The 13,712-nt window shown below is 49.7% G+C and carries 12 protein-coding genes; all 12 read left to right on the top strand.

Annotated features, from left to right (window positions below; translation table 11 throughout):
- The first annotated feature begins 9 nt into the window (after positions 1–9).
- Positions 10–1,236, top strand: a complete 1,227-nt coding sequence (locus tag ACYQ2N_RS11760) for a pyridoxal-phosphate-dependent aminotransferase family protein (protein WP_459999412.1) — start codon at positions 10–12, stop codon at positions 1,234–1,236.
- A 151-nt stretch (positions 1,237–1,387) separates the two neighbouring features.
- Positions 1,388–2,530, top strand: coding sequence for an S-methyl thiohydantoin desulfurase family protein (locus tag ACYQ2N_RS11765; protein ID WP_459999413.1), 1,143 nt, complete (start codon positions 1,388–1,390; stop codon positions 2,528–2,530).
- A gap of 155 nt (positions 2,531–2,685) precedes the next feature.
- Positions 2,686–3,816 carry an ABC transporter permease gene (locus tag ACYQ2N_RS11770; RefSeq protein WP_459999414.1) on the top strand — a complete coding sequence of 377 codons (1,131 nt, stop codon included), beginning with the start codon at positions 2,686–2,688 and terminating at the stop codon, positions 3,814–3,816.
- Positions 3,816–4,688: an ABC transporter permease gene (locus ACYQ2N_RS11775; RefSeq protein ID WP_459999415.1), complete on the top strand. Its 873-nt coding sequence runs from the start codon at positions 3,816–3,818 to the stop codon at positions 4,686–4,688. The genes ACYQ2N_RS11770 and ACYQ2N_RS11775 overlap by 1 nt, the downstream gene beginning before the upstream one ends.
- A gap of 91 nt (positions 4,689–4,779) precedes the next feature.
- Positions 4,780–5,811, top strand: coding sequence for a BMP family protein (locus ACYQ2N_RS11780; protein WP_459999416.1), 1,032 nt, complete (start codon positions 4,780–4,782; stop codon positions 5,809–5,811).
- Positions 5,812–5,923: 112 nt separating this feature from the next.
- Positions 5,924–7,489 carry an ABC transporter ATP-binding protein gene (locus ACYQ2N_RS11785; RefSeq protein WP_459999417.1) on the top strand — a complete coding sequence of 522 codons (1,566 nt, stop codon included), beginning with the start codon at positions 5,924–5,926 and terminating at the stop codon, positions 7,487–7,489.
- Positions 7,490–7,543: 54 nt separating this feature from the next.
- Positions 7,544–8,281 carry a flavodoxin family protein gene (locus ACYQ2N_RS11790; protein ID WP_459999418.1) on the top strand — a complete coding sequence of 246 codons (738 nt, stop codon included), beginning with the start codon at positions 7,544–7,546 and terminating at the stop codon, positions 8,279–8,281.
- A gap of 57 nt (positions 8,282–8,338) precedes the next feature.
- Positions 8,339–8,986 (top strand): 4Fe-4S dicluster domain-containing protein, encoded by a 648-nt coding sequence (locus ACYQ2N_RS11795; protein WP_459999419.1) that lies wholly within the window; start codon positions 8,339–8,341, stop codon positions 8,984–8,986.
- Positions 8,979–10,190: an NAD(P)/FAD-dependent oxidoreductase gene (locus tag ACYQ2N_RS11800; RefSeq protein WP_459999420.1), complete on the top strand. Its 1,212-nt coding sequence runs from the start codon at positions 8,979–8,981 to the stop codon at positions 10,188–10,190. The genes ACYQ2N_RS11795 and ACYQ2N_RS11800 overlap by 8 nt, the downstream gene beginning before the upstream one ends.
- 27 nt (positions 10,191–10,217) lie before the next feature.
- Entirely contained in the window at positions 10,218–10,682 is a 465-nt protein-coding gene (locus ACYQ2N_RS11805) for a 4Fe-4S dicluster domain-containing protein (RefSeq protein WP_459999421.1), read from the top strand.
- A gap of 40 nt (positions 10,683–10,722) precedes the next feature.
- Positions 10,723–12,636 (top strand): aldehyde ferredoxin oxidoreductase family protein, encoded by a 1,914-nt coding sequence (locus ACYQ2N_RS11810; RefSeq protein WP_459999422.1) that lies wholly within the window; start codon positions 10,723–10,725, stop codon positions 12,634–12,636.
- Positions 12,637–12,733: 97 nt separating this feature from the next.
- The gene (locus ACYQ2N_RS11815; protein ID WP_459999423.1) at positions 12,734–13,687 is read left to right on the top strand and encodes a sugar kinase; all 954 of its coding nucleotides are present in this window, start codon (positions 12,734–12,736) and stop codon (positions 13,685–13,687) included.
- The last annotated feature ends 25 nt before the right edge of the window (positions 13,688–13,712 follow it).

The raw sequence follows: 13,712 nt of genomic DNA on the forward strand, positions 1-13,712 counted from the left end.
GGTTGGAGTATGACTAAAATCAACATGAGTTGCGGTCAAACAATGTTAGCGGCTAAGGCCTTAACAAAAATGTCGCAGCAAATTTATGAACCTATTTACTATCCTCCCTATTGGCAGCGGGAAGAAAAGGTAATTACCATGTTACGTCAGGTTTACCGGACTCACAATGACATCCTGCTTTTGGCCGGCAGCGGTACATATGGCATTGAAGCTGGTTTGCGCAGTGTATTTGAAGCCGGAGAAAAGGTGCTTGTAATTAACTCTGGAGTTTTTGGTGCGGTAAGTCGGTATCTGTTAGAAATCCTGGGCGCTGTCCCGGTGGAAATCAAAGTCGATTATGGGAGCAAAGTTGATTTGGACTTAGTCAGGGATACGCTGGTTCGGGACGGCAATATCAGAGGATTGTTTGTGGTTCATGATGAGACTACAACTGGAACAATTCAGCCGATCCGTGAACTTGGGGCAATTGCGGCCGAATTCGATCTGATTTATGCAGTTGATGCCATTTCTTCGCTAGCCGGTCTAGAATTAGCCACCGATGAATGGGGTATCGATTTATGCTTTGCCAGCCCTCAGAAATGTTTAAATGGGCCACAAGGATTAGCCCTGGTTGCTGTCAGCACTAAAGCTTGGGACAAGATAAAAATACGGCCGCGAGTGACCAACTCTTTATCCCTGGATTTAGAAGTTTGGCGGCGTTATCACGATGTGAAGGTCAAGGCCTATCACCGTTGGTGGCAAGATGGGGGTGTGGAACCGAAACCGGAGGGAAGGGCGCCGCATGAGGTATCACCGTCGGCGACTCTGGTTTTTGGTTTGGAGGGTGCCCTTGAGGAATTGCTGGAGGAAGGCCTGGAGAATGCCATCGAGCGACAACGTATAGCCGGTCGAGCTGTACGCCGGGCAGTTCAGGCCCTCGGTTTGCATATTGTGGCGAAAAGCGAGGAGTTAGCGTCAGATGTGGCAACTGTGGTTAAGCTTCCTCAAGGAATTGATGAAAAAGATTTCCGGGCTCTGATGTGGGGAAACTACGGGGTAGCTATTGGGAACGGAGAAATCGGTACGGATAATGTCCGGATCGGGACCATGGGTTTAGTAGCTTCTCCCCAGTATGTCTTGCCTACTATTGAGGCGTTGGAAAATACCCTGACTGATTTTGGTGTTAAAATTGAACGGGGTAAGGGTTTAGAGGCAGCTCGTGCAACTTTTGCATCCGTTCAGATAGCTAAGGGTTAAGCCTGATAAAAGTCGAAGTCGGAAAGATGTGGAAACAGTGTTTGCTCAGATATGGAGGAGATGGCTGCCCGGATTGACAGGGGATTAACTCATGGATCAGTTGTTAGAGTGTGTTCTGGAACGCAATTCACATAATTGAGGAGGATAAAGTATGGGGGTTTACCATTTGACGGAATCGGATATCGAACCACTTTTAGAAGGATTGGCTATCCTTGGTACGGGTGGAGGTGGCAGCCCGGAATGGGGCCGCAACATTCTTAGGAAAGATTTTCGGGAAGGCCGTCAAATTACGTTGATTGATGTCGAGGATGTCGATGATGAAGCTTTAATTATCAGTGGCGGAATTATGGGTTCGGTAAAAATCTTAGATAGCATGGATACAGAAGAAGTTCTGGCCCGCTGGGAACAAAGATTTGAAGTGCAGGAGGCGGCCCAAGCCATGGCCAACTACCTGGGACGGAACGTTGACTATGTCGTTCCTTTCGAGGTCGGGGGATTAAATACCCCGGTCATACTGTCCCTGGCGGCCCGCATGGGTATTGCGACCATTAACGGGGATGCCCTGGGACGGTCGGCGCCGGAAACCCAGATGACCAGTTTCATAGGGCATGGCATATCTTTAACTCCGATGCCATTAGCTGATGCCGAAGGGAATGTCATTATTGTGACAGACCAGGTTAAATCCGTCTTTGCTGATCAAATCGGACGCTGGATGATCACCCAAGGCGGGGGTATGGGTGGAAATAGTCACTATCCTATGAGCGGGGCGCAAATTAAAAAAGCTGTGGTTCCTGGTACAATTACCAAAGCCCTAGCCATTGGCCGGGCTCTTCGAGCGGCGCGGGAACAAGGCCAAAATGCAGTCGCGACCGTTGTAGCGGAAGTCCAAGGGTTGGAGTTATTCCAGGGTGAAGTAACTCTGTGTGCCGGCGAGGACCGGGGCGGTTTCTATATTACAAATGTGGAACTCAGCGGGGAAGGGAAATTTGCCGGCTTGATGGCCAAACTGGTCATTAAGAATGAGACGATGGCTTTATGGATAGATGGTGTGGTTAAGGCTATTTTCCCGGATGCCGTTTACATGCTTAATCCCCAGAACGGCGCAGGGATTATGAGTACGGATATTGCTGTCGGTAAAAAAATGGTGCTTATTGGGCAACCCTGTCATCCCCGCCTGCGGGAAGCATTGCAGAACTCAGTAGCCGCCGAAGCGTTTGGCGGTGCCCGTTACGGACATCCGGAGTTACATTATGTGCCCATGGAGGAACTTAACCCGGAACTCAAGAGCCTTTAGAAAGAACTGCATTTTCCGGGTATACAGACAGGCCGCAAGCGGCACCAACAGAAAGATTAAAAAAACCTTGGGCTAGAGCATTGCCCTTGGAGCATTTAAAGTAAGCCTTTCCTAAGCAGAGAGTAACACATGTTGTTAGAGAAGGAGGAAAAATCTTGGGAGCTAGCCATGATGTATCAACGGGCAAATTCAAAAACTGGCAATGGTTATGGCAGACCCAGTTAGGGATATCTGTTATATCGATTATCCTTTCCCTTATGGTTCTGGCTGTGACGGCCTTAATTTATGGTTCCCAACCGCTGGCTGTGTTAACGGCCCTTTTCCAAGGAGCTTTGCGTGGTAAACAATCGATCGTTTCTACATTAACAGAAACCGCTCCTTTGATTTTATCCGGGTTAGCCGTACTGTTGCCTTATCGTGCTGGGTTTTTTAACATCGGTGGGCAAGGACAATTAGAAATTGGGGCGGTGGCGGCAGTTTTTGTGGCTACGACCTGGCATGCTTCCTCACTGGTTGTGATGGTGGTATCCTTGTTGGTGGCTATGCTAGTAGGGGTAATCGGTATGGTAATCCCATTGTTGCTGAAAATTAAGCGTGGAGCCAGTGAAGTAACTACGACTATAATGATGAATTTCGCCAGTGTGAACTTAGTTTATGCTTTAGTGACCGGAGTCATGAAAGATAAAGAATCGTTTTACGGAGCTACCCGGGCCGTACCCAAAGCGGTCCAACTTCCTAAAATCCCTGAAGCGTTGGGTGTTCATGCCGGTGTGTGGTTAGCTGTGGTTTTGGCTTTAATCCTGTTTTGGTTTTTGCAGCGTTCTGTTTTTGGCATGCATCTAAAAGCCGTGGGCTATAACCAGAAAGCGGCCCAGGCGGCGGGGATTTCTGTTAATAAAGTGCTTAGCGTAGCCGTTTTATTAGGAGCGGCGATGGCCGGGCTGGCCGGTGGAATAGAGGTCTTGGGAGTCACGGAGCGGGTAGCTGAGGGATGGTCTCTGCCCTGGGGTTTTACCGGAATTTCAGTAGCGTTCTTGGGCGGTAATGCCTTAGGGGTGATTCCGGTTTCTTTTCTGCTAGCTATTATGGAAACTGGGTCCCGTTATATGCAGGCAATGACCGGAGTGCCTTCCGCTTTGATCGATTTGATGAAAGGGATTCCGGTACTGGTATTTATCTGTTTGAAAGCAGTAGCATTATTAAATGCTAAGAGAGTGGTCGTCCGCCCGCGGGAGCGTAGCAAAGACGCAGGCCAAGAGATGTTTACAGCGGGGGGGAGTAAGTAATGAGCGCAAATTGGTGGATTGATTTTATTTTAGCTATGATCCGGGAAGCAACTCCGTTGATTTTTGGCGCGCTGGCGGTCTTGCTGGCAGAAAGAGCGGGCGTGATGTTTATCGGAGTGGAAGGGGCTATGCTGACTGGTGCCATAACCGGTTTTTTGGGTGTGGTTTTCAGCGGCAGTATCTTGGTAGGTATTTTGCTGTCCTTGGTGGCCGGACTCTTAACCGGTTTCATTCAAGTCCTAACAACTGTATTTTTGCCTACGGATCAGGTGGTGACAGGTATTGCCTTTAACCTTACTGCTTTGGGGCTTACGAGTTTCATTTACCGGATAGCCGGGGCTCAGGCTCAACACATCATACCGACTGTCGGCCCCATCATTTGGCGATTCACGTTTTTCGAAGTTTTCGGTTTGGTTTTAACGGTTGCAATGTGGTGGTTTCTCTTTCGCACCGGAACCGGGCTAAAGTTGCGCTCGATGGGCGAAAATGCCCATGCCGCAAATGCTGCTGGGATGAATGTACCGGTGGTGCGTTCTATAGTGTTGCTGGTTTCTGGGATTATTGCTTCTTTAGGGGGAGCGGCCCTGACGCTTGGGTGGGTTGGCGGTTTTACAGAGAATATTACTTTAGGACGTGGTTTTATTGCTTTAGCGGCCGTTTATTTTGGCCGTTGGAATCCTCTCTTTGCTACGGCAGCGGCGTTGGTTTTCGGTGGCGGGGAAGCGCTGGCTTTCCGGGCTCAAGCTACGGGAGCTGGGTTAAACACTTTTTATTTCATGATGATTCCCTATGTTTTAACCTTATTAGTTATTGGCATCACCGGTCAATCGCGCGGTCCAGGGGATGTCGGCAAACCGTATATAAGGGGGTGATGCTTACCGGATAAAGTAATTAACGCACATACCAGTTTTTTTAAAACATGGCTTCTATTTCTAGGTGAAGGTATTGAAGGAGGTAATTAAATTGAAGAAAAAAGGTTTCATAATCGTGTCTATTCTGTTAATTGGAGCTCTTCTCCTAGCAGGCTGTGGTAACCAGACCGCTTCCCAGCCGGCTTCCCAGGATCAAGGACAAAAGAAACAAATTAAAGTTGGGGCGTTGTTTTCTATTCCGGATCCGGCTCATGCCGGCGGCTGGGATCAGGCGCAGTATGCCGGTCTCCAAGTGCTAAAGAACAAATACGGTTGGGATGTTCAAATTGCCGAAAGTGTACCATACCCGAAAATTAGTGAGATTGCCAGCGGCTACATGGATAAAGGCTTTGACATGATTATTTTTCCGGATAACGGGGAAATTGAATCTTTCAAATCATTGCCCCAAAAATATCCTGATAAATGGATGGTAATGATGTCTCTCGTCGATAAGCTGCCTGATGCTCAAAAGGTAGCAGCTTGGAGCCCCAATATGTATTCCTATGGCGTAACGGTCGGAATTGCCGCAGCTAAAACCACAAAAAGCGGTACAATTGAAGTTGTGGGTGGCATGCCTATCCCTGCCCTCAAAGATCTATTCAGTGGCATAATTGAAGGTGCTAAAGCCGTGCGTCCGGATATTAAAGTCATTACTTACTGGGCCGGGGACTGGATGGATGTAGCTAAGCATAAGGAAATCACCAATATGGGAATTGATAAAGGAGCCGATGTTGTCTTTACCGTGACCGGACCGGGAACCAAAGGGGTTTATGATGCGGTTTCGTCCCATCCTGGGGTTAAGGAAATCGGTTATGCGGCCGATTTATACGAATACGCTCCTAAGGCGATTATGACTAGCTTGCTGATAGATACACCCAAGATGTATACAGATATGGCAGAAGCTTACCTGAGCGGTAAAATAGAGAAGAAAATAACTGATGTTGGCCCAGAATATTTCAAGTTTGCTGACTTCCGTGGCTCTGTCCCGGCTGACGTGGAAAAGGCTATCCGCGATGCAGTGGCTCAGTATCAAAAAGGCGAACTGAAAGTGCCGCGTGTTATTCATGACGAGATAACAAAGTAATTTTAGATACACCGTTGCTAAATGAATTAGCTACCGTACCATGGCTGTGCTCATGCCGACTTCTGGCCGGCTTGAGTACGGCCCCGGTCCGGGAAAACAGGAGGTTAAGTTTATGGGCGCCAGGGTGGAGGCTATACAGGCAGTGGAGGATGATACCCAGACCAAGCCTGTGATCGAAATGCTCAGTATCAATAAATCCTTCGGCAGTGTGCTGGCGTTGGATGATGTAACATTTACCCTGGGAGCGGGGGAAATCCGGGCGCTGGTAGGGGAGAACGGAGCCGGCAAAAGTACTTTGATGAATATTCTATACGGTATGTATCGCCAGGACAGTGGCCGGATTTTCATACAGGGATCCGAGGTCCCTGCCAAATGGTCCCCGCGTTTGGCCATCGAAAAAGGAATTGGCATGATTCATCAACATTTTTCCTTGATTGCTAATCATACAGTGTTGGAAAATATAGTCATGCCAACCTTAAAATGGAGGGATATTTTCCCGCAGTGGAAAAAAGCTGAACAAGAAATCACGAAAATTATAGCCGAATACGGTTTTCAAGTGCGTTTAAGGGACAGGGTTGAAACCCTGTCTATCGGAGAACAGCAACAAGTAGAAATCCTTAAGGCTTTATACCAAGGGGCTAAGGTTTTAATTCTGGATGAACCTACCGGAGTATTAACCCCACAACAGGCTGAGTCTTTATTGAAATTTTTGGTGAACTTAAAAAACCGCGGTTATTCAGTAGTTCTGGTAACGCATAAACTCGCGGAAGCTATGGAGATTTGTGATAATATTACCGTTTTACGGGGCGGTAAACACGTCGATACAGTCTCCAAACTGGCAACAACGCCTCAGGAAATTGCCCGGATGATGGTGGACCGGGATTGGATCACCCCTTTAAGAAGCCAGGAATTGCCGGCCGGGGCTGAGCCGGTCCTGGAAGCTACCGGATTAACTGTGAACGATGAAAATGGGCAAGTGCAATTGGAAGATGTATCCCTGACTGTGGCTGCCGGTGAAATTCTAGGTGTAGCTGGAGTAGCCGGTAATGGTCAAAATGAGCTGGCGGAAACTTTGGTGGGATTGCACCATCCCCGCAGCGGTGATCTTCGGATGGGTGGACAAAATATCACCAAATGGAGCGTGGGTAAACGGCGCTTGGCCGGTATGGGCTATATTCCTGAAGACAGGCATACCGTCGGGATGGTTAGTGAAATGAGTGTGGCGGAAAACCTGGTTCTTGATATGGTGAACCAGGAACCATATTCCCGCTATGGGTTTGTCCAGTCCCGGGTCATCGATGAAAAGGCCAGCGAAGCGATTAGGGCTTATACCGTGAAAACCAACTCGGCTGATACTCCTATCGGTAATTTATCCGGTGGTAATCAGCAAAAAGTGATCATGGCCCGGACGATGTTGGGAAATCCCAAATTGATTATTGCCTGTCAGCCGACTCGGGGGTTGGATTTTACTGCGACAGAATATGTGCATAAAAAACTATTGGAAAGTGCCCAAAATGGGGTAGGTGTGATCCTTGTTTCCAGTGATTTGGATGAGCTCTTAGAGTTATCTCACACCGTGATTGTGATGTACCACGGAAAAGTGGTGGGGCGCTTCCGGCGGGACGAGGTGGATTTAGACCGTCTTGGCTTAATGATGGCTGGCGTTGGGATTGCTTAATAGAATCCTAAAATCATACTGTACTTAAATGCTAAGAAAAAGAAGGTGAAACGTTTGTCAAAGATTAACGTGTTGGGTATTTCTGGTAGCCCTCGCCAGGGAAACAGCAGCTTTTTGCTGACTAAGGCTCTGGCAGCGGCACAGGCGGTGGCTCCGGAACAAGTTGAGATTAAGGAGTATTCCTTCCGGGCTAAAAAAGTAGGTCCTTGCCTGTCTTGTTTTCGTTGTTCGCAATTGGATGGGGAGTGTTGTCTAAAAGACGATTTTCAAGAACTGAGAGATCTTTGGTTGGCCGCTGATGTGGTGCTTTACTCTGTGCCGGTTTACCATATGGGGATTCCTGGACAGTTAAAGTGTTTTATCGATCGCTTAGGTAACAGTATGTTCGCTATATACCAGGGACTCTTTAACCCGGGGGAAGAAAAACTACCCCGTCTTTTAAAAGTGATCGGCGGAATTGCTCAAGGAGCGCACATTTTTTCCGGTCAAGAGCATGCTTTGACGCAAATTATTAACCATGCTATGTTGATGCAATCCATTCCGGTTACCGGGGATATGTGGCAATCTTATATCGGGGCTGGAGGATGGACCAGCAATGATATTGATCGCAAAGCTTTAAGCAAGCAGGCCGAGGCAAAGCAAACAGCGGCCCTTTTAGCGGTAAAAGCGGCTGAGGACGTGGGCAAACGGGCGGTGGAAACGGCCTTAATTCTGCGCTCCGGAGCGCTGGCTCATAAGCAAGAGCTTAGTAAGGATCCTACTTACAAGCCTTTGCTGGATCGGTTAGACTAAGAAACACTAAATTTTAAGAGTCGAACAGAACGGAAATAAATCGGAGGACGTACGAATTTGCTGACGATACGGGTTGATGAAGGAAAATGTAACGGCTGCGGCCAATGCCAGGTGGTGTGCGCATTAGGCCGTGCTCGGGACCAGGGACAGCCTGGATGGCCGGTACAATCCAATGCTAGGCTAGACCATCGCCGGCAGGTGCGGGATTTGCCATTGCCTTTGCTAAACATCAGCGGGGCGAAGGAACAGAGGATAATCAACATCTGTCGGCACTGTGAAAAGCCCCTTTGTGTTGATGCTTGCGTAGCTAAAGCTTTAATGATCGACGAAAAACAAAATATCGTGCGTTTAGAGCGGGAAAAGTGTGTCGGGTGCCGTAGTTGTGTGATGGAATGCCCATTTGGGGCGGTTCGATTCCCCCATGCCGCAGCAGAAGAGGAGACAATACCCTCCTTAGGGACAACGCTTAGGCCTAATCGGTATTCTTCGCTAGAGCAAGACGGGCGCGCTCTTAAGTGTGAAGGATGTCTGGAATGGGATGAACCTTTATGTGCCGCATTCTGCCCCACCGGGGCGCTTCAGGCCAGCCGTATGAGTCATGGAATGGCTACAACGACCAGGCGTCGGCGGGCGGCGCTGATCAGCTTGCAAAGAGTGGGGGCGAACTCCGGACATTGTCAGCAGAAGGGCGGATTCGATGGTTAAGAAATATATCATCATTGGGGGCAGTATCGCGGGTTTGGCTGCAATAACGGCACTGCGGTCAAGTGACCCCAGTGGGGAAATCACCATGATATCGGAAGAAAATTATCTGCCATATTCCAAAGTTTTGTTAACCCATTGGATTGCCGGTCATGTCCGGGAAGAGAATCTTTATTTAATAAGTAAAGATTTTTTCCGGGAGCAGAGGGTAACAGCATTATTTGGCAAAAAAGCAGTTTTACTTGACCCGGATCAACGGATCGTGAAGCTTGATGATGATAGCGTTCTGGTTTATGATCACCTTTTGATCGCCAGCGGGGGCCGTCCGACTATTCCGTCTGGTATACCGGTCGGGACAGCTGGAATTACCGGGTTGCGCACGCTGGAGGATGCCCGGTATATCATGGCCCAAGCTCGGGCCGGAGCTCCGGTTGTTATTTTTGGCGGTGGTTTGGTCGGGGTGAAGTTGGCTTGTGCGTTGCGGGAAGCCGGTTACGCTGCGCATATGATCGTCAGTTCCCCGACGGTTTTGTCCCAAGCAGCCGATCTAGAAGCCGGAAAATTAATCAGTGAACGGATGCTGGCCAATGGTATTGAGATTAGTACGCAAACTGATCTCGAACGCGTTATTTGTGGACCCCATGGTGTTGCAGAAATAATTTTGACGGATGGCCGGACGATACCGTGCCAGATGTTAGTGGCTGCCAAAGGGGTCAAGCCTAATTTGGATTTCCTCCCGCCCCAAGTTGCGGCGGAACAGGGACTGCCGGTGGATAGCCGGATGAGAACTGAAATGCCGAATGTATGGGCTGCAGGGGATGTGGCCGCCACGTATGAAATCACCCGTCGGGAATACCGGACCGTGGCAATTTGGCCACATGCCGTCGAACAGGGAAGGGTAGCCGGCAGGAATATGGCGGGATGGGTCAGGCATAGCCGAGGTTCCCTAGCTCGCAATGCCTTGGAAATCCTAGGTCTACCTTATATATCTATGGGTATCGTACGACCGAGTTCGCAAGGTGACTGGGATGTCGAGAGCCAGAGTGGAAAAAACACCTACCGGAAATTAGTTTACAGGGGAGGTAAATTAGTCGGTGCTGTTTTATTGGGCCGTGTGGATGAGGCCGGAGTCCTGCAAGCCCGGATCCGACGGGATAATCCAGTGCCGTGGATTGAGAAGGTTTCCCCACATGTGTACGAAAACTAGATCCTACTCAATATCGGAGGGATGAAAATGAACAAATACATTACCGTTGACCCCCAGTTATGTACGGGATGCGGGCAATGTTCCCTCATGTGCTCATTTGTCCATGAGGGTGTTTATGCGCCCAGTTTGGCCCGGGTCAAAGTGGTCCGGTTTGAAGAAAAATGTTTAAATGTTCCGGTCACTTGCGCTTATTGTGAAGAGCCAGTCTGTGAAGAAGTGTGTCCAGTAGAGGCGATCACACATGATCCGGTGAGCGGAGCCGCTAAAGTAGCGGCAGACATTTGCCTGGGGTGTAAAGAATGCGTCAATGCCTGCCCGCTGGGGGCTATAGAAATACATCCGCAGAAAGGCACAGCTATGCGCTGTGACCTCTGTGACGGCAGCCCTAACTGCGTTAAATATTGTCCTGCCGGAGCTCTTAAATACGAACCATTAGAACATGCCGTGCGCGAGAAACGGCGAGCCCGGGTCGCCGGTTGGAATTTGGAATAAGCAATGCTTTGGCAAATCACGGGAACGGAGGTAAAAAGAAATGCGGAAAATCGCCGGGGATATATTGCACGTTGACCTCACCAGGGGAACCTGGTGGCGGGAAGCAATCAGTAAAGAGATGGTACGCCAGTTTTTGGGTGGGCGTGGTATTAATGCCCGGCTCTTATGGGAACTGGTGAAAGCAGGCACTGATCCGCTCGGACCGGACAATGCCCTGATTTTTGGTAACGGTTTGCTCACTGGCAGCGGAGCTCCTAGTTCCGGTCGGACCACGGTGACTTGTTTGAGTCCAGCCACCAATTTTTATTTAAAAACAAGCGGCGGTGGGCACTGGGGTAGTGAACTCAAATATGCTGGTTATGGACACTTGGTAATCCACGGGCGGGCGGAAAAACCGGTCTATTTATGGATCGATGATGACAAAGTGGAAATCCGGGATGCTTCTGCTCTGTGGGGACTGGATGTACGTGCTACTGATCTGGCTATTAAACAGGAATTTGGGGATGGGGACATTCAAACTGCGGCTATCGGTCCGGCAGGGGAAAACCTGGTGCGCTTTGCTGCGATTATGTTTTCTATCTATAATGCGGCCGGGCGGGGCGGAGCTGGAGCGGTTATGGGTTCCAAGAATCTGAAAGCAATTGCTGTGCGAGGGAGTGGAACAGTTGCTGCTGCCAGAGGGGATCGTTTTCAGGAATTGGTTCTCGAAGCGCGGGACAGCTTAGCCGCGGACTCCGGTTATAAAGATTTGGGCCGTTACGGAACTTCCGGCAGCCTGAACGGGGTGAACGAACTGCGGATCTTCCCGTCCTATAATTTCCAGCGCAGCTGCGTGGACGATGTCTATCCTTTGACTGGGCACAACCTGACAGAATCAGGCTATCTGAAACGGCGCTCAGCATGCTACGGCTGTATTATAGGGTGTCACCGTTACAGTACAGTGAGCAAGGGAGCTTTTGCCGGGGCTCACGCCGGTGGACCGGAATATGAAACAATGAGCGCTTTAGGTTCAGGATGCGGGGTCTTGGAGACGGAAGCGGTGATCAAGGCTAACGAACTGTGCAATATTTATGGCATGGACACGATTTCTGCCGGCTCCGTGATTCAGTGGGCTATGGAATCATATGAAAAAGGCGTCATTGGCAGCCAGGAACTGGAAGGTTTAGATCTGCGCTGGGGCAACGGTCAGGCTGTCGTGGAAATGGTGAAAAGAATCGCTTACCGCCAGGGCTTCGGTGATTTATTGGCGGAAGGGGTCAAACGGGCAGCCGAGCGCACCGGCGGGGAATCGTATAAATGGGCTGTTCAGGCTAAAGGCCTTGAACAATCGCGGGTCGATACCAGGTCTGCGAAGGCTTATGCTTTGGCTTTTGCTGTCAATCCCCGCGGCTGTGATCATCTGCATACGGAAACTTTTGCTGAATTCGGTATGAGTAAAGAGGCCCGTCAACTGATCAAAAAAATTACCGGCGATGAGAAATATGCCAATTCGTACCTTACGGACAAACGGGCGGAAATCGTGCGCTGGCACGAAGACTGTTATGCCGTGACTGATGCTTTAGGTTTCTGTGCGTTTTCTACTACGGCTTTGTACGGTATCAGTCCCCAGATGATGGCGGATCTTTATAGCGTCGCTACTGGGTTAGAGTTCACGGAAGAGGAAATCATGCAGGCTGGACGTCGGATCCTTACTCAAGAAAAATGCTATAATGTCCGGCTTGGGGCTACCAGGAAAGATGACACCTTGCCTTGGCGCTTAATGAACGAACCGAGCCCGGATCGGCCGGATACCATTGCAGTCAACTCCCAGGAGGAACTGGACGGGATGTTGGACGAGTACTACACGCTTCATGAATGGGATGTCCGCACCAGCCGGCCGAAACAAGTAACTTTGGAAAAACTGGGATTAGCTGATGTAGCCGCAGAACTGGCTGCCGCAGGGCAGATCGGGTAGAACCTATGTCGTAAGCGGCAGCGACAGAAGACGAAAATGTTCCAAGGGGAGATAGTGGTTGCAACCCTCGGGACATCAGGTTATAGGAGGACGAATCTTGAAGACTTTTGATGTGCTTACTTGTGGAGAACCAATGGTATTGCTCAGTCCGGACAGTACCGGTCCTTTGCGGCATGTACCTTTGTTTCGCAAATATGTAGCCGGGGCAGAACTGAATTTCAGTATTGCCCTGGCCCGCCTCGGCTTGCGTCCTGGCTTAATAAGCAAAGTAGGTCAAGATGAATTCGGTGAGTATATCAAGGCAGCGATGCAAGCCGAGGGTTTGGACATTTCTCTGGTCAAAACCGATGAAGATCATCCAACTGGGATTTATTTTAAAGAATATTCGGGGCTGGCAGACCCTAAGGTTTATTACTATAGAAAGGGGAGCGCGGCCAGCACTCTATCTCCTGCCGATATCGATCCCGGTTGCTTGGAGGGGGTGCGCCTGCTCCATTTGACCGGAATTACGCCGGCCCTCAGTGATTCCTGCCGGCAAGCTTACCTCCGGCTTTTGGAATTAGCCGCCGAGCACCAGGTGCCGGTTTCTTTTGATCCTAATATCAGACTGAAATTGATTGCGGCCGAAAAAGTACGGGAGTTTATGGCACCGTTTATTTCCCAGGCCAGCCTGCTTATTTTAAATGAAAGTGAGTTAAATTATCTCTACGGCACGAAAGAACTTGCTGAAGCCCTGCCGGAAATTTGGGCGGCCGGGGTAGAGTTAGTAGTTCACAAACGAGGAGCTAAAGGGGCAGTGGCAGCACATAAAAAGGAAAAAGAATTGGTCAGTTGCCCGCCTTTCCAGCCTGTCCGTTATGTTGATCCGGTGGGAGCCGGGGATGGGTTTGATGCCGGATTTGTTTTTGGCTACCTGCAAGGGTGGTCGTTGCGCAAATCCCTGTACCTGGCCAATTTAGTAGGAGCTTTGGCGACTACGGTTGTGGGTGACTATGAAGGTTACCCGTTCTGGTCGGACGCCCTGCCCGTTCTGGAGGCGGTAGGGGAATAGGCAGCAATGTAGGTCGGACAATTGG

It is taken from the genome of Paradesulfitobacterium aromaticivorans, assembly GCF_054657415.1.

What these genes read in the sequence shown, in the direction of transcription:
- ACYQ2N_RS11760 (WP_459999412.1), top strand. Translation starts at nt 10, where the DNA reads ATGACTAAAATCAACATGAGTTGCGGTCAAACAATGTTAGCGGCTAAG.
- ACYQ2N_RS11765 (WP_459999413.1), top strand. Translation starts at nt 1,388, where the DNA reads ATGGGGGTTTACCATTTGACGGAATCGGATATCGAACCACTTTTAGAA.
- ACYQ2N_RS11775 (WP_459999415.1), top strand. Translation starts at nt 3,816, where the DNA reads ATGAGCGCAAATTGGTGGATTGATTTTATTTTAGCTATGATCCGGGAA.
- ACYQ2N_RS11785 (WP_459999417.1), top strand. Translation starts at nt 5,924, where the DNA reads ATGGGCGCCAGGGTGGAGGCTATACAGGCAGTGGAGGATGATACCCAG.
- ACYQ2N_RS11800 (WP_459999420.1), top strand. Translation starts at nt 8,979, where the DNA reads ATGGTTAAGAAATATATCATCATTGGGGGCAGTATCGCGGGTTTGGCT.
- ACYQ2N_RS11805 (WP_459999421.1), top strand. Translation starts at nt 10,218, where the DNA reads ATGAACAAATACATTACCGTTGACCCCCAGTTATGTACGGGATGCGGG.
- ACYQ2N_RS11810 (WP_459999422.1), top strand. Translation starts at nt 10,723, where the DNA reads ATGCGGAAAATCGCCGGGGATATATTGCACGTTGACCTCACCAGGGGA.